This is a genomic window from Lepagella muris (genome assembly GCF_004793975.1).
Lineage (GTDB): Bacteria > Bacteroidota > Bacteroidia > Bacteroidales > Muribaculaceae > Lepagella > Lepagella muris.
This window is the reverse complement of record NZ_SRYB01000020.1, coordinates 37,663-62,253: the sequence shown is the minus strand read 5'-3', so window position 1 is coordinate 62,253 and position 24,591 is coordinate 37,663. Positions and strand designations below refer to the sequence as shown.

Below are 24,591 nucleotides of genomic sequence, written 5' to 3'. Positions count from 1 at the left end.
ATGGAGTCGGTATTTTCCTATATCATCGGTCTTGGTGCGGCGGTGATGATGCCTGTAATCTTCACGATTCTCGGATTGTGTATAGGCATAAAGTTTGGCGACGCGCTGAAATCAGGATTGAAAGTCGGAGTGGGTTTCGTGGGTCTGTCGATAGTGACTGCGTTGCTCACATCCGCCCTCGGTCCTGCATTGAATTCCGTTGTCGGTCTCTACGACTTGCAGTTGAAAGTGTTCGACATGGGTTGGCCTGCTGCTGCGGCAGTGGCATATAACACGGCTGTCGGCGCGTTCATAATTCCGGTATGTCTGGGTGTCAACATCATCATGCTGCTGACGAAGACGACTCGCACCGTCAACATCGACCTGTGGAACTATTGGCATTTCGCATTCATCGGTGCGGTGATCTATTTTGCCTCCGGCTCCTTGGCATGGGGCTTCTTCGGCGCGATAATATGCTATATCGTCACCCTGATACTTGCTGACATGACGGCAAAGAAGTTTCAGAATTTCTATAAGGATATGGATGGCATATCCATTCCCCAGCCGTTTTGCGCAGGATTCGTGCCTTTTGCATGGGCTATCAACAAGGGTCTTGACAAGATTCCGGGAATGAACCGTATCGAGATTGATGCGGAGGGGATGAAGAAGAGATTCGGATTGCTTGGTGAGCCATTATTTCTCGGCGTGGTTGTCGGGATGGTGATCGGTTGCCTGACGTGTTCCTCATTTGGCGAGATAGTGGATAAGATCCCTTATATCCTGGGACTCGGAATAAAGATGGGTGCGGTTATGGAGCTTATCCCCCGTGTAACGGTGCTCTTCATAGAGGGCTTGAAGCCGATCTCGGATGCTACCCGCAGCCTTATAGCAAGAAAATTCAAGGGGGCTGACGGGTTGAACATCGGCATGAGTCCGGCACTTGTCATAGGTCATCCCACTACGCTTGTGGTATCATTATTGCTTATACCTGCCACTCTTGCCCTCGCCGTGCTGCTTCCGGGGAACCAATTCCTGCCGTTGGCATCGTTGGCTGGGATGTTCTACGTGTTTCCACTTGTTCTGCCTTTTACGAAGGGTAACGTGGTCAAGACTTTCATAATCGGACTTGTGGTCATAATCATCGGTCTGTATATGGTGACAAACCTTTCCCCATGGTTCACTCTTGCGGCTAAGGACGTGTATGCCGCTACGGGAGACTCGGCAGTGGCTATACCGGAAGGTTTTGAGGGTGGAAGTCTCGATTTCGCCTCCTCTCCGTTGGCATGGGTGATATTCCAATGTACGGAGAATCTCAAATGGGTGGGAGCCGGATTGCTCGTGGTTGCCACGATGGGTATGATGTGGTGGAACCGCGTGCATATCCTGCGTAATCAGAAAGCTATGATAGCTAATAATTCAGATAAAATTGAAACAACAGAATGATATGAAAAAATTGATATTTTCAGCAATACTTGCTCTCGCTACAATGTCGGCGGGTGCACAGACCACTTATAGCATGATGCGTTGCGTGCATCCGGATGATTTCAAGCATTACACCACTGATCAGCTCCGGTCACACTTCGTTATGCCATCGGTGATGGAGAAGGATAAGGTGACTCTGACGTATTCTATGTATGACCGCCTGATATTCGGCGGCGTGGTGCCGGTGGCGAAGACTGTCGAGCTTGAAACCATCGACCCATTGAAAGCCAACTATTTCTTGGAGCGTCGAGAGCTTGGCGTCATCAATATAGGTGGCGACGGCATAGTGAATGTAGATGGAAAGGACTATGAACTTCATTTCAAGGATGCTCTCTACGTTGGTCGTGGCAATAAGAAGGTGACCTTCCGTAGTAAGGATGCCTCCAATCCTGCTAAGTTCTATCTCAATTCCACCACGGCGCATAAGGAGTATAAGACCCAGCTGATCACGATAGACGGGCGTAAGGGTTCGATAAAGGCAAACTGCATCAAGGCGGGCAGCATGGAGGAGAGCAACGACCGTGTGATCAACCAGCTGATAGTTGCCAACGTCCTTGAGGAGGGACCATGCCAATTGCAGATGGGTCTTACGGAGCTAAAGCCGGGTAGCGTGTGGAACACGATGCCGGCGCATACGCATGACCGTCGAGTGGAGGCATATTTCTATTTCAATGTTCCTGAAGGAAATGCTATATGCCATCTGATGGGAGAACCCCAGGAGAACCGTCTTGTATGGCTTCACAATGAACAGGCGGTTATGTCGCCCGAATGGAGCATCCATGCAGCAGCAGGCACTTCCAACTATATGTTTATCTGGGGTATGGGAGGCGAGAATCTTGATTATGGCGACATGGACAAGATTCAGTATCTTGAGATGAAATGACCTGACTATGGGTATGGTGATATAAAAAGGGAAGCCGCATTCCGATTGGAGTGCGGCTTCTTTATCTTTATATGTGATTATTTCTTGAGGTTTAGGATGCAGTCGGTCACGTGGTCTTCAATGCGGGCTGCGAGGTCAGCACCCTCCGCCTTTACGAATTTGTTACCGGTCACGTGCTCATATAGCTCGATGTATCTGTCTGACACGCTGTTGATAAATTCGGGAGTCATCTCCGGAACTGTCTGTCCCTCCTGTCCCATGAAGTTATGGTCAATAAGCCACTGGCGAACGAACTCCTTGCTGAGCTGACGCTGTTCCTCACCCTTCTCGAAGCGTTCCTGATAGCCGTCGGCATAGAAATAGCGGGAAGAGTCGGGGGTATGTATCTCGTCGATAAGGATTACTTTGCCGTCGCGCAGACCGAATTCATATTTAGTGTCGACAAGGATAAGACCTTTCTCGGCAGCCATCTTTGATCCGAGGGCGAAAAGTTTGCGGGTGTAGTCCTCCATCACCTTGTAGTTCTCCTCGCTTACGAGTCCCTGGGCTATAATCTCCTCGCGGGAAATATTTTCGTCATGTCCTTCGGCAGCTTTTGTGGTGGGGGTGATTATAGGCTCCGGGAAGCGTTCGTTCTCACGCATACCGTCGGGCAGTTTCACACCGCAGAGCTCACGGCAACCCTTCTTGTATTCACGCCATGCGCTTCCGGTAAGGTATCCACGGATGATCATCTCGACGGGGAAAGACTCAGCTTTAAGTCCTACTGTCACCATGGGGTCAGGCACAGCGAGTTTCCAGTTGGGGACGATATCAGCGGAGGCATCAAGGAAATAAGCGGCGATCTGGTTGAGCACCTGTCCTTTATATGGAATACCTTCGGGAAGAATCACATCAAAGGCGGAAATACGGTCGGTAGCGACCATCACCATGATGTCGTCGTTGATAGTGTAGACGTCACGCACCTTGCCATGATATTCGGCAGTCTGACCGGGGAAGTTGAAATCGGTCTTTACCAATGTAGTAGCCATATCTTTGAAAACGTTATATGAAATTTTCTGCGAAATTAGTGAATTTTGATGAGAAACGACTAATATTTCATCTGAAAAAGCTAAACATAATCACGGTTATGATATTGTCAGCTATAATAAATCGGAATGAGATCCTGTACGCAACATCAAGAGTGTCAGTTCAAAATCGTTCTGATCCCATATCATCACCCAGTCGCTGTTTCTTCCATTGAGATGACATTCCCATAGCCCTTCATATTTGCCATGTAGTTTGTGAGGACGATATTCGTCAGGCAGGGATCCGGTTTCTTGTAGAATTGTCAGAGCTTCATAGATTTTCTTTATGGGTAATCCTCTTTTATTGCATTTGATTAAGTCTTTATCAAATTTTTTAGTATTTCGAATTGTGTACTTCATACTTTAATGTTCAGATGATTAAACATTTCGTCAATAGAGGAATACTGGGTTACCCTGCCTTGCTTTACGTCTTCCAACGCTTCATCAAGACCTGTTTTCTTTTGTTTCCTAATCGGAGAAAGGGTTACTCCGGGTATGTATGCCAACAATTTTTTTATCAAAGATAAGGCACTCTTGTCTTCTACTTTTAAAATATACTCTGTCATGGCTAATTGTTTTTTATAAAGTTTATACAACTTCAAATTATATACTGAAGTTTCGCAAGCTGCACTTCAGGGGTTTAAAGTTTATAGTTTAAGGTTTAAGATTCACGAAAATTCACGAATCTTTTCATTATACAAAATTTAATGATCATAAACCATAAACATTAAACCTTAAATTATATAGTGTTAGGCAATCCCAGACGATTGCTCAGATTGCCATACCATGCAAAATTATAAAAAAAATATCAGTATTACAATACTTTGCAAAAAATGGATATGAAAAAACGACGGCGTCACGTCACGTGATACCGTCGTCGGATATGAGAAATTGTTTATAGATTCTGTAAGGCGGAGGAAAGAAGGTTTTTCACTACGCTATCAAGCGGTGTGTTGATCAAATCCGATAGTATCCTTATTGCAGTGGTGCGATCCTGTTCAGTGACATCCTTAGCTGACTTTATATTGGCGGTATGCTTATATATCTTGGTTGCGAGAGATCGTTGGGTGGCGATGGTCTCTGACTCAAGTCCTTGGATATATGTCATGAGAGTGTCAAACCATGAGTCTTGCTTCATCAATGCCGACAGATCATTCAGATTAAAATCCTTGTTATTGAAAGATTCTAATACGTCTTCGGATAGTTGAAATGATTTTTTTAATTTCTTTTTCTCGTTAATATCTTGTCTTGCTTTTAATGTGAGAGCGTATGTCGTAGCCAAAATTCCATAAATAGAATCATTTTTTTGCCGGTAGCTTAATCCATGGGCATAGCGGTATATCCCATTGGGATCCTCCTCTTTAGGAGCTGAGAATAGAGCATAGATATACTCTCCTCCATAGGTAAGTATGTTCACTGATCTCTGCCCGTCTCCCACAGCTAAACTCCACGGTGAACTTGGTTGACGATCATTCCCACTGAAAAGTCCGAAGCATAAATGTTTGTCTTTGTCAAACGCGCCGACGGCATTCTTTATAATTCCGAATTTATCAGCAGGCATTTTAAATTCATAATAATCCATTTGACTGACTTTTTCCCCGGTGGAGGGATCCATTTCAAGGGAATGATTTTCGGTCACGATAGAATTATCGATGATGGCATCAAATGCCTTTTTGATGTTGGTCTGGGCAGTGGCTGTGCATGTCACGAATGCCATCCACGCGCAGATGAGTTTCAATAAAGGTAGTTTCATATAGGTAGTGTTATAGGTTTGTTATGATATTTATTGCAGAGGATGGAGAGGGGTTTTCCGTAAAATTATCGATATTGTCGGGATTCGCGGAGGTTGGGTTCATCATCATATATTCATTCAGATATATCTCAGCCATGATCATCGCGATTTCATTGTCAATGCGGGCCTGTTGCAATTTGAGATATTCTTCAATCTCAGCATCGGAAACTATCTCCGAAGAAGTATCCGGGTTCTCTTCCTGAGTAGAGGCAGCCTTCCTTTTCTTGGGATTATTCCTCTTTGGCACTTCTGTCGCATCTTGCTTTCTGATGGATTCTGTCGGTATCTCATTCTGAAAAACTGGCACTGCCGTTTCAGAAGATTGTGAGTTGGCTTGGTCATGACTTGGAATGGTTGTCATGGCAATAGTGTCTGTCATTGTCGCATCGCGGGTCAAAAGCCAGTCTATTGAATAACCAACAATCTTGCCTATCAGTACGACAGCGAAAAATACTGCTGCAATCCGTGCTATCCATCCGAACATATTAGGTCTGCGTGCGATACGCGGACGATATAGTTCCCATTCTTTGCGAGGGTCGGTTTCCGGTGGCTTTGCAAGAGAAGTCTTGAGTATCCTTGAAGTCTCATAGATATCCTTGAGCTCCTCATCAGATAGAATGAGCATAAGTTCCTCATCTGTCAGATCGGTCGGACAGTTTATCATCTTCTCAATGAGTATCTCTTTCTGTATATCTGTCATGATTCCCTGTTTTTGAAATGGTTGCGAAGCTTTCGTAAAGCGTTGACTGTATATTTGTTTATGGCGGACACCGATAAGTCGAGACTCTTTGCCGCATCCTTATAGCTCATTCCTTCGGAATAGATCCTGTCGATCACTTGCCGCTCTCTGTCGGTAAGTATTGAAGGGAGCGTCTGATGCACATCGGCATATATCTCGTCGGTGCTTTCATCCTCATCATCCGGTTCGAGCGGGAAGGAATTGACGATTCGTTCCCGTATATCGGTGGCTTTTATACGGTTTAGACATGCGTTTCTTGTCGCGCGTATTATGAAAGCCTGATGAGATGAGACAATGCTATTTGATTCCCAGAGTTTGGTAAACACTTCCTGAACTACGTCGCGGGCATCATCCTCATCATGAAGGAAAGAGAATGCCAGTCTTATGGCCTCCGGGAAATGCCTGATGTAGATATGTTCAAACTCTTTTATGGAATATTGCATTGTTGTCTTAATGTTACGATGACGGAAATGTCATCCTCCGTCATTATATTAGACATACAAAATTACCATTTCATCACCCTACCTCCCAATTTTTTTTTGAAAAAATTTTTGCTATCACCATATCCTGACAAATTTCAACCGCAGAACGCACTGACAAATTTTAACCGCAGAGCGCACGGAGAGCGCGGAGTATTTAAATTTTCTCCGAGCCCTTGGTGGACTCCGTAGTTTTTAACCGTAGGGAGCACAAAAGAAAGACCGTCCTCCGATTTGGTTCGGGGGACGGTCGTAAGGAGTGGAATGAGTCAGTGGGTTATTCCGGTATTACAATTTTGTAGGATTTGTTGCCTTGGCGTTTGATGTATATTCCTGGAGTAAGAGATTTGGGATTCACACGAATTCCGTTCATGTTGTAATATTCTGCCGGAGCATTGTTTTCATCGGAGCCGATGCTGTCTACACCGGCTTCATTTGTGACCGTGATATCAAATCCACCATAGTATTCTCCTCCGTATTCATCAATGAGCATATATTCGCCTATTGCCCGACCTTCGTTTTTGGCGGTTACAACCCCATTATCTTCAATAGTGATCACCTCAGTATTCTCAGGTAGGGTGTCAAAATACCATTCTTTTACTTCAGTAGTCAATCCATGCAAAAATGGGAATTCTGGATTTATTACTATGTCAGGTTCAATTAAGAAGGTTTCTCCAACGTGTAGTTCTTTAGATATGATTTGTGGAATTTCTAATGTTGGTATTCCACGTATTGAGCCGACTCTATAATCCCAGTCGCTATTATCATACTTATCCTCCATTCCGAATGGTACATAGAGTGTCATATTGTCAGAACAACCTTTGAACTCAGGACATGTAGGCACATCAAACGGGAAGGCATAAATCTCCTCCAAGGAGGAGCAGTTGTTGAAAGTACTCAGTCTGATTTCCTTTACATGAGGCGTTAATGTCAACTTTTTGAGATTTTTGCAACCGAAGAATGCATATTCGGAGATCTCAGCAACATGGATCGGCACTTCGTAAGTCTCATTCTTTTTCCCGGCAGGATATTGGATTAGTAATGCTCCATTCAAAAATAAAACACCATCTATGGAAATATATCCCGAACCTTCCACGTTTATTGTCTCAAGAGTGTAACATCCGATGAAAGCCCCATCGAAAATGTCTTTTGGATTTTTCATGGAAATCTCGGTCACGGAAGATCCAGCCAATGCACTCCCACGAAGTGAACTGCCTTCCGGGAAATCTAATTTCTTTAAATTGGTGCATTTGTTAAATGGATCATCATGCATCACTACGGGTCCCTCCATTATAAAATCGGTAAGGGATTCACATGAAGCGAATGCTTCATCATCAATCGTTGCTCCACTCTTCCCAATCCTTACTTCTGTTAGGGATGTGCAATCTTCAAAAGCAGCTTGTAGAATATTGGTGAAATTATCTCCAAAATCAATCTTAGTTAGCGAACTGCATCCGATAAAAGCAGCAACGTCAATAAGATTTAGGTTTTCTCCGAAGTCTATTTCTTTTAGGGAGTTGCAACCACTAAATCCCATCTTCCCTATTGTCTCAACAGAATTAGGGATAGAGATTTTGGTTAAATTTTTACATCCTTCAAAGGCTGAATCCCCTATAAATTCAACAGATTCTCCAATAATTACATTTGTTATTGGTGTGCCTGTGAAAGCCATCTTTCCAATGATTCTGACAGAATAAGGAATTGTCACATCAGTTAATGATGGACAATACATAAAAGCCTGTGAATGGATTTCGACTACAGTGTATTCTTGATCCTGGAAGGTGACTGCTTCCGGGATATTGACGGTTGTGGGTTCTCCGGTGTAACCGGTAACAGATACGGTAGCGGGATTTCCCTCGGAAGTGACGGCATATTTGAGACCGTCAATTTCAAATTCATCGCCTACCGCTGCATGCGTGGGAATGCTTGCGATTAGCATCGTCATGATGAAAAGTAATAGTTTTTTCATGTTGAGTTGTTTTATATAAGCCTCGGTCATCCCCTCGTCGGCAAGTTATTTTATGAAAAAAGCGTAGGAGTCTGTATCGGTTGCCATCCTACCACTTGAGGCTTCTCGCATTGCCTTACCAAAGTCGGACAGCAACGCAGAAGCCCACGCTTATATATGTAATGTATGCCACCGGCATATCTCTCACGAGATGTTTGCCGGAAGCTAAATATTACATACCACGGGCATCTATCGTTGCTATATCCTTGGCTTTGGTAAGAAATTTTGCGAGAATTTCAAGTGGCCGGGATAAGCGTGGATAAACGCTTTCTTAAAATGTCTGTCACATCCCGTCCCTCGTTACCCCGGACCGAGGCTTCTGCGAGGCGGTCTGTGACTGCAAATTTAGAGGTTTTCTTTCAAATCCCAAAGTTTTTCCCAAAAAGATTGCGAAAAATACGATTTTTAAGGTAACGTGATACTCAATGGTAAGGTTCAACCGCAGTGAACACGGAGAACTCCGTATATTTGATTCCTTCCGAGCTCTTTGTGTACTCCGTGATAGTTTTAGATGCTAAATAATCGCATTTTATTTTTTACTAAAGGTCAGTAATATTTTTTTATGCTGAAAACAATTAGTATCTTCGCAACATTAACAGATATTTGCGTTCTTGAAAGCAAAACTTCTTATTTTCAATTAATGTAATTGAAAATAATATGGGACTGCTGTAAGGAGAATGCGAATAATATCCCACAAAAAAATCGTATGAATAGATATATATCAGGAATACATGTTAATAAACTGTATCATCTACAGGACATATCAATTCAGATTGCAGATGAGAATTCCCCACATCTGATTCTGACAGGTAAGAATGGTAGCGGAAAGACCGTGCTTCTTAATGCGATTGCGGAATTTCTGGGAAAAATAAAAAATGATATTGATCTCACTTTCCTTAATTATCATGAATGGATAAAGTCAAAAGAAGATGCTATAAAAGAGAGTGAAAAGGGTAGTCCTGAATATATTCATGCAAAGGCAGCATTGACAGACTATCAGAAGAAGTATGATGGTCTTTATGATAAGGTGAACGTGTCATTTGCCGATGGATATGGCTTTATTAATGATTATCAGGATGGGAATTTTATAATAGCTTTTTATAAAGCAGCCCGTAAAACGGATATTTTGGAACCTAAAAATCCGACTAAACCTGTATTGTCAGCAAATGGGGATATGGGTTTTAATCTTACGTCCCAATTACTTAACTTTCTTTCTGATTTAAAAATACAAGAGGCATTGGCTCGGAATGAAAATATGAATGGCGATGCCGATGATATTAAGAAATGGATTGATAATTTTGAGGATATATTGTGTAAGTTTTTTGAAGATGAGAATCTGAAACTTAAGTTTAATTATAAGGATTATTCATTTAAAATACTTACAAATGGCAAGAGTTTTAAATTCACAGAACTTTCCGATGGCTTTGTCGCGATTCTGGATATAGTTGCAGATCTAATCTTAAGGATGCAGTCTGACGGCAGTTTGTCGATGGAATTCAGTAAACCGGGAATTGTTATGATTGATGAGATAGAGACTCACTTGCATCTGAAACTTCAGAAGATGATTTTGCCAATGTTGACGACTCTTTTCCCTAACATTCAGTTTATAGTGACGTCTCATTCTCCATTTGTGTTGAGTTCATTGCCAAACGCCACTGCTTATGATCTTGAACATCAAGAACCTATAACTAATCTTACGGATTATTCATATCAAGCTCTCACAGAAGGATATTTTGGCGTATCAACAGATTCTGATTATGCCCGTCAGAGATATAGGGAACTGGAAATGCTTCTTAATAAAGAATCTTTGTCAGATATGGAAAGAATGACAGCAAGACAATTGGTGGTTGACTTCAAGAAAATACCGGAGGCAACTTCTCCTGAATTGGTTGGTGCATATCGTCAACTTGAAATCAAGTATAACAGTAAGATAAAGCAGTTGTTCTGAGATATGATAAAGATTTATAAGCATTCAGAAGTGCCGATTTCTTTATCCAAACGTTTGGCTTGGACGGGGGAGGATGTTGTCAGGCAACTTAGGGCAGATCAAAACGGGAAATGCTATTTATGTGAGAGAATCCGTATTACAGATTTTCAGGTAGAGCATCATAAAAGTAGAGATAAGTATCCTGAATTGAAATTTGAATGGTCTAATTTATATTTGAGTTGCAGTTATTGCAATGGGAAGAAATCGTCATTGTTTAATGATTTGGTTACTCCTACGGAGGATAATATTGAGGAGGAGATTCGGCAATATTTGGATTTTCCTAATGCGCAGGCTGTTTTTTCAAGTGAAGGCTTATCGTCAGAGAGTATTGATATGACAATTAGTCTTTTAAAACGGATTTTTAATGGAACAAAACAGATAAGAAACATTAGAGAACAATTATTTTATGAGTATGCTGTTTCAAAAATTACAAATTTTCAGTCAATTGTAATATCTTGGCTTGATAATCCAACAGATGAGAATAAAAATGCGATTATAGAAGAATTGGATTCCAAGGCTGAATTTTTAGGCTTTAAGTATTGGATTATAAAATCTAATGAAACGCTTTATGAAACTTTTGTGGAATATATCAAATGGAATAAATAATCGGTTATTCTCAATAGTCGAGGAGTGCAAATACGGTATATTTATTGTCAATTAGGACGTACATATCAATATTATTCCCCCATAAAAGTGTGGGGATGTCGTGATTATTCCCCCATAAAAGTGTGGGGATGTCGTGATTATTCCCCCATAAAAATGTAGGGATATCTTGGATATTCTCCCATAAAAGTGTGGGGATGCCAGGAATATTCCATTGTTTGCAGTGCATTCATTTATGGGAAATATGGGAGTTTGCAGACCTTAGTAATGGACTAAAAATTGAATATCGGCTTGGTTATCGTTATTGGGTTGTTTTACTTGTCCGATTTTTTGTATAAATTTGCAGTCTGAAAGGAAAATTTAATAAAAATACATGGAATCAAAGAAATTTATTCTTCAAGAGAAAGATATACCGACTGCATGGTATAACGTGCTGGCGGAAATGCCGGAGAAACCGAACCCTTTGCTTAATCCTGCCACAAAGGAGCCTCTTAAAGCGGAGGATCTGTTCCCTGTCTTCACAGAGGAGGCTGCCCGACAGGAACTGAATGATACTGACAAATGGATTGAGATCCCGGAGGAGGTGCGCGATATGTATCGTATATGGCGTCCGACACCACTCGTGCGTGCTCGTGGTCTGGAGAAGGCTCTCGGTACTAAGGCACATATCTATTTCAAGAATGAGAGCGTCAGTCCGGTAGGTTCACATAAACTGAACTCCGCTATACCGCAGGCGTATTATGCCAAGAAACAGGGCATCACTAATATCACGACAGAGACGGGCGCCGGACAGTGGGGCGCGGCTCTTTCGCTTGCCGCTCGTCATTTCGGTCTTGAGCTTGCTGTATATATGGTGAAGGTGAGCTATCATCAGAAACCTTACCGCCGTTCCATCATGGAGACTTACGGTGCGGAGGTGGTGGCATCCCCCAGTATGTCGACAAAAGCCGGACGCAAGATTATCACTGAGCATCCGAATTATCAAGGGTCGCTCGGTACGGCGATCTCCGAGGCTGTGGAACTTGCCACGACTACCCCCAACTGTAAGTATACGCTCGGTTCTGTACTCAACCATGTAGCACTTCATCAGACAGTGATTGGTCTGGAAGCCGAGAAACAGATGGAGATGGCAGGTGAATACCCCGACATCGTGATCGGTTGCTTCGGCGGAGGCAGCAACTTCTCCGGCATAACTTTCCCGTTCTTGCGTCATAATTTCTCCGGAGAACGCAACACCCGTTTCGTGGCTGCTGAGCCGCAGTCTTGCCCGAAACTTACGAAGGGTGTGTTCCAATATGATTTCGGAGATGAGGCAGGCTACACTCCGCTGATACCGATGTATACCCTCGGACATGACTTTGCTCCCGCCAATATCCATGCCGGCGGATTGCGTTACCATGGTGCGGGCGCAGTGGTCAGCAAGTTGCGTTCACAAGGCTTCATAGATGCAGTAGACATACCGCAGACAGAGACGTTTGCCGCCGCACATCTCTTTGCCCGCAGCGAGGGTATCATCCCCGCGCCTGAGAGCAGCCATGCCATAGCCGCTGCCATACGCGAGGCACGTCGTGCCAACGAGGAGGGAACGGCTCCGGTCATCCTGTTCAACCTGTCGGGTCACGGACTCATCGATATGGCTGCCTACGACCAGTATCACAGCGGAGACCTTGCCGATTATGAGGTGCCTGACGCCGAGATAAAGGCAAACACCGATAAGCTGGATAAAATCCTCTGATATCCGACCGAGCTTGTCAATAATGTCAATAATGTCAATAATGTCAATAATGACAGTAATGACGATATTGACAGAATTGACAATAAGGACCGTAAAAACGAAAATGTCGTTGATGACAATATTGTCATCAACGGCATTTTTTTATTTCTTCTATTCCGGCTTATCTGTCAGATTTTCACTGATTTCTTGTTGCCGTCGTAATCCACGGCGACTGGTGTTGCGCCCTTCTCACTGATGCGAACCACATTGAAACGGCGGTTCTTAAGCATGCCGGGGAAATCTCCTTTGCGGTCATCGATTGTCAGGGTGCCGGTCTTGTCGTTCCAGATGAAATCGATGGTGGAATATTTCCCTTTCTCATAATTATAGTTATCAAATTCATCCTCATAGAGGGTAAATTTCCCATCGGCACCGGGATATACATTTATTGTCAGGTTGTCCCACGGCTTTTCTGTAGCGTATTGCACGTCCGGTCCGATCGGAAGAATTGCTCCGGCTTTTATAAATACCGGAAGAGTCTTTATAGTAGCCTCTTTCTCAATATTCATGCCACCTTTATACAATCTGTTGGTCTCGAAATCCCACCATTTCCCTTTGGGGAGGTATACAGAAGTGGTATACGGAGCCATGAAATCAGGGTCGGATGAAGCCGACACGTTGAAACTTTCCTTACGGTCCCAGCCGGTGTTCTCGTCAGTCTTTGCAATCAGTTCGGGAGTATAATTCGCTTTCATGATCGGAGCCACAAGGATATTTTCGCCAAACATATATTCATCCTTACAGTTCCATGTCTTCTTATCTTCGGGATAGAATGCCGAGAGAGGCATCATGAAGCTGCCGTTGTTTTTCGTCACGTTCCATGAGGTGGAATAGATATACGGTAGCATTGCATACCGTAGGCGTATGGCATCCTCTATCGCATCATATACGTTATCCCCCTTTTCTCCGAAATAATATATCTCTCGTTTGATGTCGGCACCATGACTTCTCATCATCGGAAGGAATACGCCAAGTTGCATCCAACGCACGTATAGCTCGCGGAACAACGGATTCTTTACTGCCGAGTTGGGTCCATTGTTGTTATAGGCATTACAGAAGAACCCACCAAGGTCGCAGTTGGAGTTCGGGTTGCCGGTCATGGTGAAATTAAGCAGGGCAGGCACCTGATTACGTAGATTCTGCCAGCTTGTCGACACATCGCCGGTCCATACGTTGCATCCATATCTTTGTTGTCCGGCATATCCGGAGCGGGTGAGGATGAACACGCGTTTGTCGTCGGAAGCCTTTCTCTGATGGTCGTAGACGCCGCCGACAGTGAGAAGGGGATATGCATTCCTCACCTTGCGGAAAGAGCCTTCTGCCGTCTGATGGTTGAAATCCTCCTCCTTATAGTCGAAATGGTCAGGTTCTGTGGAGTCCATCCACCATCCGTCCATGCCGAAATTGTGCAGGCGAGTGAGATTGTTCCAATAAATATCACGTGCCTCAGGGCTATATGCGTCATACACTTTCACTCCTGACGGATAATCCATACGCGGAGGCCACTGTTCGGCTATGCCCGACTGGGGCCATGTCGAAAGATTGAAAAGAAGTCCTTTCTCAGCAAGTTCACGGTATGGTTTTGTCTGCGGACCGAAAGATGACCATATAGAGATTATCGCATGGGCGTTCATGCCGTGTATATCGTCCATCATCTTCTGAGGATTGGAGAAATCAGGATTCATGAATTCCATGGCATTCCATAGGTAATTGTTGCCCCAATATTGCCAGTCTTGTATTATGCCGTCGATAGGTACACCAAGCTCACGGTGTTTCTTCACCACGCCGACTGTCTCATCCTGTGTCTTATATCTCTCGCGGCTTTGCCAGAAACCGTAGGTCCAGAGAGGGAACATCGGCACTTCACCGGTGAGATTACGCATCTCGCTGATGACGCCCTCCATATTATCGGCAGCCATGAAATAATAGTCGATCATGTCGCCCACTTCCGATTCAAAATAGGTTTCGTTGGCATTGTCACCGAAGGTGGTGGGTGAATAATTGTCCCAGAATATACCGTAACCCTTCACCGACACCATGACGGGTATGCCATCCTCAATATTTCCGGGCATAAGACGACGGTTTTGTCCTCGCTGGTTGAGTTCTCCGTTCTCAAGATTACCGAGTCCGTAGATAGCCTCCCCCTTTTCGAGAGAGAATGCCTGTCTGACTGTATAGGCTGGGGTGCCGGCATCATTAAAAGGCTTGAAACTTCCGGAGCCTTTCTCGCTCAGCAGTCTCTTTCCTGCTTTTGAGAAAGAGAGCGAACCGTCGGATTTGCTGACCGCTACAGAAAGGATGTTTGAGGATACAACAGTCGCGCCACCTTTCTCCGTTACTTTGAAGTCAACATTTTCCGGAGTTGCAACCACACTGTAGCTCGTTTTCATCTTCTCAGTCTCACCGGCAGGCGACTTCACGACCCTTACCGTTTTAGGAGTGATGAAGCTGATGCTGATGTTCTCTTGTCCGACGGTGGTCTTTATCCCGTCGGGAGTTTTCTCGTATGCAAAAGATGTTGCGACGCACAACCAGCATAACAAGATAGCAGATTTGAATCTCTTCATGATCTTATAGTTTTACATTTAGGTTTTCTGTCAGTTAGATAATTTTGTCGCAAAATTAGGTGCAAAACGATAAAATACAACAACACTGATGTTGAAAAAAAGGCGAATAATGTTGAAATCCGCAATATTATAAATAAAAATAAGGATGTTATAGTTGTGAATTACAGTGAAAAACATTATTTGTTGAGACTATTCCGCATACGAAGGTCACATAGTGACATATTTGATCATAAATTAAAAAAGTGTAATTTTATGGTATTAATTTTCTGGGAAAAGTGTAATTTTATAATGCCTGTTTTTGGAAAAAGTGTAATTTTATAGTGTTTATTTTTTGTGAAAAGTGTAATTTTATAGTGTTCGTTTTCTGGGAAAAGTGTAATTTTGTAAATGTGAATTTAAATAAAAGAGTAGATCAATTATGCTGTACAGAAAAATATCTTCTGAAATAGAAACTCATCTGACGTCCGGAAATGATAAGATATTGATTATTGAGGGCGCCCGACAAATTGGCAAATCATACATAATACGTGAGATTGGAAAACGACTATATAAGAACTTCGTTGAGATAAATTTTGCGCAAGATGACGAAACAGATGGCTTATTCCGTGATATTAGAGGGTTAGACCAGTTCTATATGACATTAAGTATGGTCGCTGGAGGTAAATTGGGAAATAAGTCGGATACACTTATATTTTTGGATGAAATACAACATTATCCCCAGTATCTCACAATGCTTAAATTTATACGTGAAGAGGGCAAGTTTACTTACATCGCCAGTGGAAGTTTACTTGGTATAGCCTTACAGAATACCGTCTCCATACCAATAGGCAGTATCATTCGCAAGAAAATGTTTCAACTTGATTTTGAAGAATGGCTTATAGCAGAAGGTTGGGGGAAAGAGTCTCTTGACTATATCCGTAATTGTTATATAAACAGATTGTCAGTGACAGAGGCTCAACATGAAAAACTATTAGGGGAGTTTAAGAAATACTTGTTGGTCGGAGGATTGCCTGATGCTGTCAATACTTATCTGGACACCCACAATATAGTCAGGGTGCGAGAAGTGCAAAATGCAATACAAGATCTTTATAAAGAGGATGCTGCAAAATATGAGAAAGAGGCAAGTAAGAAACTTTTAATCCGCAGAATTTATGATATGATAGTGTCACAAATGGAAAATAAGAAGAAACGTATCGTTGCTAAGGATATTCGGGGTAAAAAGGGTGATCGCTTCGATTGGTTTGCCGAAGAGTTTGAATATCTCGTCTCTTCCGGCATAGCATTGGATGTACACGCTATTTCCAACCCCAAATACCCATTATCGGAATCTGTTCATAAGAATCTTTTAAAACTTTATCTCAACGATGTCGGTTTACTCACATGGCGATTGTATGGAAACAACATTGCACCTGTATTGAAAGATGAATTAAGTATCAATCTTGGCGCAGTCTACGAGAATATTGTAGCACAAGAACTGAAAGCCCATGGTCACGATCTTTTCTATTATGACAACAACAAAAATGGGGAAGTTGATTATTTGATCAACGATACTGCAAATATGACAGTGCTGCCAATTGAAGTGAAATCCGGTAAAGATTATACGACTCATAGGGCACTTGACAAATTTCTTGAAAATAAAGACTATAATGTCTCTAATGCAATTGTTTTGGATAATGACAGAGAAGTGTATACAGATGGTAAAATAACATACATGCCGATATATTACATAATGTGTATTGAACAAACTGACATTTCAGAAGAAAATTGTTATTTTTGATAAAAATTTTTTGAAATAATGTAAAGATCTATCCCTTTACATATCCGTGTTGAATGATATGTCGAAGGGAGGAGTTATTTGTTGTGATATTCCGATGGCTTGCAGCCGTAATGCTCCTGGAAGCATTTGCTCATGTAGCTTGTGGAGCTGAAGCCTGTGGCGTCGGCAATCTCCGTGATGCTCATCTTCCCTTCGGAGATAAGGGCAGCCGCCTTTCTCAGACGGATATCGCGTATGAAGATGCTTGGCGATTTGTCGAGGAGCGACGTCAGTTTACGGTAAAGTCCGGTGCGATCCATGCAGAGATCCGCACTGAGACGCGCCACGGAATAACCGGGCGTGTCAAGATTCCGTTCCACCGTCTCAATCGCCCGCGTCACGAAATCACGGTCTTCGTCTGATAGCTCTGACTCGCCTGTGACGGATTGATTGTCTCCGTCACTATCGGTAGGAGAAGCCGGTGCTTCCGACTTATATCTGTCGGTCTCCTCTATAAGCTGCCTTATCCTCTCCAGAAGAAACTTCTCCTTCTGTTCCGCCTCTATGCGCCTTTTTTCACGTGCCACATATATGCGTATCCCGGTGATGACAATAATGATTGCAATAAGTACATATATCGCGAACGCTATGGGCGACGCCCACCACGGATGCCGAATCACCACGTCGATTGATGCCTCAGGAGAATCGGGCAGGTCACTCTTCTTCACCCTGAACCGGTATTTGCCGGGAGCAAGGGCAGTGTAGGTCGTGGTCAGCATACGGTTGCGGATATCGGAGGGAGTTGCATACCGCCAATCCTTATCCGCACCCTCCAGCATGAATACGAACTTTGGATTGGCAGAGGATATGTCGGGATCAGAGACTTCAAATGTGATGAAATTACCGTAATGGGGTAGGGAGATTGCCTCCGAACGTGCCGCAATCTTAGTCGTCACCACTTCGCCGTCATAGCTACGAAGCGGTTCTATCCTCCTCGCATTGACAAGTATTCCTGATATGAACGGAGTCCGGCTATTAGTTATGGAAGCCGAATCATTAGGAACGAAAATAGAAAGGCGGTCGGTCTCATTGAAGAATATTGCCCCGTTTCCCGACACGAAAGAGGCTCCTGACCCATATTCTCCCGACATCGTGATTGGCGTTGAATCGGTATATGCGATTTCTATACCGTATCTGAGGGAATCGGGAAAAGTCACGTTTGCAAATTTCCCGTTGAGGTTTATGTTGACTGATCCGTCGATATTTTCTGAGAATACAGATGATGCAGCAGGGGTGGAGAGCGGGGAGGGTGTGCCTTTCGGGATGGAATGATATCGGTAGAGCAAGGGATTATGATAGAATATGCCCCTGTTGAGCGTGCCGACAAGTATACCGTTATTATTGTCAACAGCAATAGTGCTCAGTTCTGATGCCAGCAGATTGCCGTTTTTAGTGCGCAGATAAGGGATATGCTCAAAAGAGAGGTCAGAAGGATTATAGAGTATAAGACCGTTAGGAGTGCTGATGAAGATGCCGGAATCGGATACGGCAATAGTATTCAGACGTATGTCAGATTCAAGAAGTTTCTCCCAAGATGCGGATTTGACGTTGAAATGGAATAGTGCGCCCACCGCTCCATTCCTGATCTGATAGAATCCGTCGGACGACTCTGCGAGAAGCGATGTGAACTCATATTTGAAGTGTTTACTTTCAGGATAGGCGGCAACGGAGTAGACAATCTTACCGGATTTGATGTCAAGACGGCTTACGATGCCGTTGCGGTAGAACAGATAGGCGGAATCTTCATCGGCAGCCAAGTCTATTAGTCCTCCGTAGTGATTGTCTATACTGAAATTCTTTTTGCATTGCGGGAGCAGAAGGTCATCCCCCGCTACAATCCAAATTCTTCCCAGTTTATCGGCAAAGAAATCATCCGCCGGGGCATCTACTCCAAGTCCATGCAGCACTCCCTTCACATCCGTCGCGAATATCTCGGTGTCGAGATCCACGCATTGGAGAGAATGCATATTTTTAAGCCATAGATATTTACCGCCGTGCGAGAGATAAAGATGATGGTAGCCGTCATATCCACGGAGCGGATATTTATCGGATGTGACATTGAAAAGATGGGAGAATCTTGACCCGTCGAATATGTCGATACCGTCAACAGTGGCAAACGCCGTGCGTCCGTCATCCAATCGTATGATGCTTCTTATCCTCGTGTCGCCGTGGTTATCGATTTTTGAGAAAAGGAAATTACGTGACACGTCATCCGATGCCGCTACTCCGCACTGTATCACGGCATATATGCACACCATAATTATGGATATACAGAATCTCACCGCTTCGTAAGAAACGGTGGATGATACTGATTTGAGACACTGCGGATGTCTCCTCATAGTGGGATTATAGGATGATTATGAGTGATTCGGTATCTGTTATTCAGTGAATACGTAATCGGCAGCCATCTCCTCAATGGCATCCATATCAGGCACCCATTGTCCCGGATTCTCCACGCTCATCTTCACAAGATCCATCATGGGATAATAGTCGCAGTCAGGAAGATCGTTCTCCGGATCAGCAATCTCCATGTCCCAGGTGAGAGTGTTGATCTGTAGCTGCACGTTGTCGGTGTATGCTTCCTCCTCCGCGATATATTCCTTCACGAGATCGGCGGCACGGTTAATGAAAAGTTTTGTATCCATTTTATAGGTTTATGGTTTATGGTTTATAGGTTTATGGTATTATATCATAAACCTGCTGATGTATATTCAGTATATAATGATATCGTAGGCGCGTCAGAAGTCAAACAGGATTGTTGCGGAGATGTTCCAGCAATCCGTTCTCAGAGAGGCGTCGGGATGAGATGGATAGCTGCTGACGGCATTACCGAGACCGAACCGGTAGGCGCCTGCAATCTGGATAAAGTTGACAATATCGAATCCGATCCCCACGTCCCATCCGGTCTGCACTACCTTTGAAGAGAGGGGAGCCTTGTTGTCGTTGCCAACACGGAAAGCAAACGACGGACCGGTATATATCATCGGACCAAACAGCTCATGGAATGATTTCATCCAGAACTTATATTTGAAATGCACCGGCACCTCGATGAAGTTACGCCCGAAACTCACCGGATCTTTCCCTGTTTCGGAAAGACGGGTGTTATAGCGTGTGTAGAGTATCGCGATGTCGGGGGCGAAACCGCATTTCGGCATCTGGTATTCAAATACGAAGCCGCCGCTGAAACCTCCGCCATTACGCAGAGTGGCGTCGCCGGCATTTTTCAGTCGGGCAGAGGCTATGTCGCCTCCGAACCGGAACCCATACCGTAGCTGTGCGGAGACCGATGTAGATGTCATGAATAGAAACATGACTAAGAGTGAGACAATATGCAGGAATCTTTTCATATCATGATAACGCTTATTAGCATCCCATATTACACGGATGGTATTATTTGTTTTCAGGGGAGGGTGGTGCCATTCTCTTTGCAGAAGCGGGAGTCGGCAAGAGGTCGGCGGGGAGGTCGCGGCTCATGTGGGTGAAGAGAAGGGTGATTGCAGAGAGCGATATTATCGCTATGCCAGTGGAATGGACTATATCTCCAAGACCCACGAGAGGACTGACTACTGCCCCGAACAGATAGCCTGCCAACCCGATCAGAGCCGAGGCATCGCCGGCACAGTCCCTGCCTTCATTCATGGCAAGCGTATTCCCTACTGTGAAGAGCATTCCGAGGCACAACAGCATCGGGAGGTTCATAGCCTCATACACCCACACGTTATCAATTAGGAAGAAGCATGCGAATTGCGCAATCGCCACGAGCGTAAGCGTGCGTCCGGCTATTACAGCGGCTCTCTTCAGGGGCTTGAACCGTAGGGCGATCATGGAGCCTGTGGCAACGAACAGGGCGTTGAAACCCATGAAGAAACCGAATTGCATCTGTGAGTAGCCGTAATGGTCCTGTATGATGAATGGGGCTGAGGATATGTATGCGAAGAGGATGCCGAGGGCCGCCCCCTTGAGCATGACGTGTATGACGAAATGACGGTTGCGACAAAGCACTGCATAATTCTTGAATGCCACCCCGAAGTGACCTGTAATCCTTCTTGAGACGGGGAGTGATTCCTTGAATACCGGAGATATGAGAAGCAGGAATGCACAGAATCCGAAGAGTATCCAGAATATCCCTTGCCATCCGATGGAACGAGCCACAAGTCCGCCGATCACCGGCGCACTTGCCGGCGCGAAACCGTTGATTGCCCCGACAAGAGCCATTACTTTTGCCAATGCGCGTCCCTGATAGAGATCGGCGGGAATGGTGCGGGCGAGGAAATAACCGCCGGATGCGCCCAGTCCCTGCACAAGTCGCCACCAGATGAAGACGTGTATGGTTTTTGACCATACGCAGCATACGGCACCTATGCAGAACACTATGAGTGCCCCGATAAGTATCGGCTTCCTTCCGAACCTGTCGCTTAACGGACCGAGTATCATTTCTCCTACTCCGAGTCCGATCATTCCGAATGTCAGACCAAGTTGCACGGTGGACGTGGTGGTATGGAACGACCTTACCATTTCCGGAAGTGTCGGAAGATACATGTCGTTGACAAACGATCCGAACGCGCTCAACATTACCAGATAGAATATGAGGAAGACGTAGTAGCGTCGGGATGATGTGCCGCTTGCAGGGGTAGTGGCGGCAGCCGGTGTTTTAGTGGATGAAGACATAAAAAAGAGCGTTTAGACATAGACTAAACGCTTTAATTCCAGAGATGGTTTATCCCGGTCACTTGATGTTGTTGCGCAGTTTGGTGAGGAATTTCTTCATTGCGGAGCTGTCGTGGTGCTCCACGATTTCCTGAAGTTCTGCGAGCTGGGTGCGTATCTTCTCAAGTTGCTTCGGGGTGTGAGGGTTAAACATGATCTCACTCAATAGATGGTCATCCTCGCTAAGCACGCCACGCGCGATGTCGAAATGGCGTTTGAACGTTGTGCCCGGAGCATCCTGATGCTTCATTATTCCGGCGAATACGAAAGTGGATGCGAACGGTATTCCGAGGGAATAAGCCATAGTCTCGTCGTGCTCGTCGAAAGTGTATTCCACCACGTTTAGTTTCAGTTCATTGTAGATATCCTTGAAGAAAACCCTTCCGAGATGGTCCCCCTCCTTGATAATTACGGCATTCTCATTCCGAAGATTAGAGAGAGATGCGAATGTGGGCCCGAACATAGGATGGGTGCTGACAAAAGGATGTCCGGCCTTCTCATAGAACTCCGGCAATCCGGTCTTTACGGAAGCGATATCGCTGAGTATTGCATTCTGCCGGATATATGGTAGAATAGCCTCAAACGCTTGGATGGTATATTTGACGGTGGCGGCATTCAGCACCATGTCGGGATCAAACTCCTTCACTTCCTCCGGCGAAGAGAACCGCTGCACATTAAACGTGAAACGCAGCCGCTGCGGGTCGGTGTCAAGAATCGCCACATCATGACGGAAAGAGAGAAGGTCGCAGAAAAAGGAGCCCATTTTGCCGGCTCCAAGAATCAATATTTTCATTATTGTATCGTTATTGAAGATTGCAAAGTTAATAATTAATATTGTAAGTAACCAACCATATTAAAACAAGGGAGTTGTCTAAACATGTTCCGAAAGGTTAAATATCCTAAAAGTATGTGAAATAGAAGAGGGATGATGTTCTGAATATCATCCCTCTTCTATTTCAATAGATTATCGGTTACCACCAGGTAAATCCGCACGATTTGCAAGTTTGTTATAATTGAATTCGACAGTTGGAACGGTTATAACCCAGCCGTAGAAATCATCCGGATCAAATCTTTGAGTGAATGAGACGCCTCTGTTTCCGGATTCCATATTCCCGGCTTCCCAACCGACACGGACTATTGGATCGTGCCAACGTTTCATATCAAACCAGTTGAAACCTTCACCCCAAAGTTCAAACGTTCTGTAATCTTTGATTTCCTGAAGAAGAGCTTCACCGGAAGAGGTGCAATCATAATTTGGATCTCGCTTATCCTTATTAATTTCTATGAGAATTTTACGTGCCGTGGCTTCGTCACCGTTGCGGTAAGCTGCCTCAGCTTCGGTATATGCCATTTCAGATGCACGCATAAACGGCCATTGATTCATACCATATACCTGGTTGCCCCAGAATTTGTATTGTGTTCCAAATAATACTTCGGTGCTTTTCCCTTGATATGGAGCAATGGTGCCGCTTAAGAATCCGTTGATTTTATCTTGACGGGCATATTCTTGTTTTCCATATTCAATTATGAAATCTCTCATGGCTGTATTCTGACTGTTGATCTGAATCCTCATACCATTAGTGTAAATTTTGGATGCATCCCAAAAATCTTCAGCTTTAAGACCATACTTATCTGCAAGTTCTTTGTTGAGTTCAAGGAATTCGGGCGTTATATACAACCGCTTTCTGATGTCGGTGATGGGGAATTTTTTATACAGCATATAATCAATTGAGTTAACTGCATAGCCCCACGAACTCTGATAGCGTCCGTTGCATGCATTGTAGGCACCGGTGGCATAGTAATATATAGACTGTGCGGGTGCTTCATACATCGTAGCCCACATATACTCGTCATTTGCAGTCACAAAGCCAGAAGTATATTCATCGGCAGACATTATGGGATATCCTTTCCGAGCTTCCGCTGCCATTTGTTGCGCTTTCTGATAGTCATGTGTGATCATGGCTATGCGGGCATATATTCCACGGGCAACAGAGGCGTCAGGTTCCCAAATGAAGTCTCTTTTCCAGCCGCAATTATCAAAGAGGTTGATGGCTTCGTCAAGGTCAGCATAAATCAGATCTATAGCTTCCTTCATGGTGCTGAATGGTAAATCTTCAGTTGTGCTGTTTTTACGTATGATCAAACATTTGACATCGCCATTGTTTGCATTTTCCCAGTTTGGCGCATAACATTGTACAAGCCGCGTGTACAAATGTGCACGCATTGTCAAGGCAACCGCCTTGATGAAATCCCTCTCTCCGTCGTATGAGTCCAGATTGTCGATGTTTTCGATTATGAGGTTTGCCCAATTAATGAGATTATATGCATAATACCACATCTGTTGTGCTCCCCAATAAGTCTCTTGGCGAAGCTGACTCCAGTTTGCATAAGTGTCGCTTGTCCCATGTCCGCAATATAGATTGCTGAGCATTGAATTACCAAAAACCTCACCATAGTAAATCATCATCCAAGCCTCTCCATTTGTGCCGTTGAGCTTATGTTCTGTGAATTGACGGTACATTCCCTGACACAAACCTGTCTTTGCTGCTCTTGCGCCTTCTATTGTGCCCGAGATATCAGCGGAACTTGTTGATGTGATTGGCTCTTTATCAAGATAATCAGATGAGCAAGAGGTCAATGCCGGAGTTAGCATGGTAGAGACCATGAGAGCGGCAATCCCTTTTGTTATTATATTTTTTTTCATGTCG

20 protein-coding genes are annotated in these 24,591 nt (G+C 44.2%); 6 read left to right on the top strand and 14 right to left on the bottom strand.

The features are described from left to right. Positions 1 to 1,422 carry a PTS galactitol transporter subunit IIC gene (locus E5331_RS13180; RefSeq protein WP_123483381.1) on the top strand — a complete coding sequence of 474 codons (1,422 nt, stop codon included), beginning with the start codon at positions 1 to 3 and terminating at the stop codon, positions 1,420 to 1,422. A 1-nt stretch (position 1,423) separates the two neighbouring features. Then, the gene (gene kduI / locus E5331_RS13175) at positions 1,424 to 2,344 is read left to right on the top strand and encodes a 5-dehydro-4-deoxy-D-glucuronate isomerase (protein ID WP_123483405.1); all 921 of its coding nucleotides are present in this window, start codon (positions 1,424 to 1,426) and stop codon (positions 2,342 to 2,344) included. A 77-nt stretch (positions 2,345 to 2,421) separates the two neighbouring features. Here kduI and E5331_RS13170 read toward each other — a convergent pair whose 3' ends face one another. The 7 genes from E5331_RS13170 to E5331_RS13140 all read right to left on the bottom strand — a co-directional run bounded on the left by E5331_RS13170 (position 2,422) and on the right by E5331_RS13140 (position 8,390). Next, positions 2,422 to 3,375: a phosphoribosylaminoimidazolesuccinocarboxamide synthase gene (locus E5331_RS13170; RefSeq protein WP_123483380.1), complete on the bottom strand. Its 954-nt coding sequence runs from the start codon at positions 3,373 to 3,375 to the stop codon at positions 2,422 to 2,424. 111 nt (positions 3,376 to 3,486) lie between these two features. After that, positions 3,487 to 3,771 carry a type II toxin-antitoxin system YafQ family toxin gene (locus E5331_RS13165; protein ID WP_123483379.1) on the bottom strand — a complete coding sequence of 95 codons (285 nt, stop codon included), beginning with the start codon at positions 3,769 to 3,771 and terminating at the stop codon, positions 3,487 to 3,489. Beyond that, complete coding sequence (locus tag E5331_RS13160) at positions 3,768 to 3,977, bottom strand: hypothetical protein (protein ID WP_135985338.1); 210 nt, start codon at positions 3,975 to 3,977, stop codon at positions 3,768 to 3,770. Before E5331_RS13160 ends, E5331_RS13165 begins: the two co-directional genes overlap by 4 nt. 329 nt (positions 3,978 to 4,306) lie before the next feature. Further along, positions 4,307 to 5,164 carry a hypothetical protein gene (locus E5331_RS13155; protein ID WP_135985336.1) on the bottom strand — a complete coding sequence of 286 codons (858 nt, stop codon included), beginning with the start codon at positions 5,162 to 5,164 and terminating at the stop codon, positions 4,307 to 4,309. A gap of 10 nt (positions 5,165 to 5,174) precedes the next feature. After that, positions 5,175 to 5,903 (bottom strand): hypothetical protein, encoded by a 729-nt coding sequence (locus E5331_RS13150; protein WP_123483376.1) that lies wholly within the window; start codon positions 5,901 to 5,903, stop codon positions 5,175 to 5,177. After that, a complete protein-coding gene (locus E5331_RS13145) occupies positions 5,900 to 6,385 on the bottom strand; it encodes an RNA polymerase sigma factor (protein ID WP_123483375.1) in 486 nt (161 codons plus the stop codon). The genes E5331_RS13150 and E5331_RS13145 overlap by 4 nt, the downstream gene beginning before the upstream one ends. 313 nt (positions 6,386 to 6,698) lie before the next feature. Then, complete coding sequence (locus tag E5331_RS13140; RefSeq protein WP_168355231.1) at positions 6,699 to 8,390, bottom strand: leucine-rich repeat domain-containing protein; 1,692 nt, start codon at positions 8,388 to 8,390, stop codon at positions 6,699 to 6,701. 745 nt (positions 8,391 to 9,135) lie between these two features. Here E5331_RS13140 and E5331_RS13135 point away from each other — a divergent pair. The 3 genes from E5331_RS13135 to E5331_RS13125 all read left to right on the top strand — a co-directional run bounded on the left by E5331_RS13135 (position 9,136) and on the right by E5331_RS13125 (position 12,754). Then, on the top strand, positions 9,136 to 10,377 hold the full coding sequence (locus tag E5331_RS13135; RefSeq protein WP_123483404.1) for an AAA family ATPase: 1,242 nt from the start codon (positions 9,136 to 9,138) through the stop codon (positions 10,375 to 10,377). 3 nt (positions 10,378 to 10,380) lie between these two features. Then, a complete protein-coding gene (locus E5331_RS13130) occupies positions 10,381 to 11,022 on the top strand; it encodes an HNH endonuclease (protein WP_123483373.1) in 642 nt (213 codons plus the stop codon). 370 nt (positions 11,023 to 11,392) lie between these two features. Further along, positions 11,393 to 12,754 (top strand): TrpB-like pyridoxal phosphate-dependent enzyme, encoded by a 1,362-nt coding sequence (locus E5331_RS13125; protein WP_123483371.1) that lies wholly within the window; start codon positions 11,393 to 11,395, stop codon positions 12,752 to 12,754. Positions 12,755 to 12,921: 167 nt separating this feature from the next. Here E5331_RS13125 and E5331_RS13120 read toward each other — a convergent pair whose 3' ends face one another. Continuing rightward, on the bottom strand, positions 12,922 to 15,360 hold the full coding sequence (locus tag E5331_RS13120; protein WP_123483370.1) for a glycoside hydrolase family 31 protein: 2,439 nt from the start codon (positions 15,358 to 15,360) through the stop codon (positions 12,922 to 12,924). Positions 15,361 to 15,778: 418 nt separating this feature from the next. Between E5331_RS13120 and E5331_RS13115 the strand changes: the two genes are divergently transcribed. Next, the gene (locus E5331_RS13115; protein ID WP_123483369.1) at positions 15,779 to 17,137 is read left to right on the top strand and encodes an ATP-binding protein; all 1,359 of its coding nucleotides are present in this window, start codon (positions 15,779 to 15,781) and stop codon (positions 17,135 to 17,137) included. A 74-nt stretch (positions 17,138 to 17,211) separates the two neighbouring features. On the opposite strand, the gene E5331_RS13110 is transcribed toward E5331_RS13115, so the two are convergent. The 6 genes from E5331_RS13110 to E5331_RS13085 all read right to left on the bottom strand — a co-directional run bounded on the left by E5331_RS13110 (position 17,212) and on the right by E5331_RS13085 (position 24,587). Then, positions 17,212 to 19,515: a helix-turn-helix domain-containing protein gene (locus E5331_RS13110; RefSeq protein WP_123483368.1), complete on the bottom strand. Its 2,304-nt coding sequence runs from the start codon at positions 19,513 to 19,515 to the stop codon at positions 17,212 to 17,214. A gap of 39 nt (positions 19,516 to 19,554) precedes the next feature. Next, positions 19,555 to 19,821, bottom strand: coding sequence for a hypothetical protein (locus tag E5331_RS13105; RefSeq protein ID WP_123483367.1), 267 nt, complete (start codon positions 19,819 to 19,821; stop codon positions 19,555 to 19,557). Positions 19,822 to 19,914: 93 nt separating this feature from the next. After that, positions 19,915 to 20,523, bottom strand: a complete 609-nt coding sequence (locus E5331_RS13100) for an outer membrane beta-barrel protein (RefSeq protein WP_123483366.1) — start codon at positions 20,521 to 20,523, stop codon at positions 19,915 to 19,917. 43 nt (positions 20,524 to 20,566) lie between these two features. Next, a complete protein-coding gene (locus E5331_RS13095) occupies positions 20,567 to 21,844 on the bottom strand; it encodes a multidrug effflux MFS transporter (protein WP_123483365.1) in 1,278 nt (425 codons plus the stop codon). Between the two features lie 58 nt (positions 21,845 to 21,902). Further along, a complete protein-coding gene (locus E5331_RS13090) occupies positions 21,903 to 22,676 on the bottom strand; it encodes a prephenate dehydrogenase/arogenate dehydrogenase family protein (protein WP_123483364.1) in 774 nt (257 codons plus the stop codon). Between the two features lie 171 nt (positions 22,677 to 22,847). After that, on the bottom strand, positions 22,848 to 24,587 hold the full coding sequence (locus E5331_RS13085; RefSeq protein ID WP_123483363.1) for a RagB/SusD family nutrient uptake outer membrane protein: 1,740 nt from the start codon (positions 24,585 to 24,587) through the stop codon (positions 22,848 to 22,850). Positions 24,588 to 24,591 lie beyond the last annotated feature (4 nt).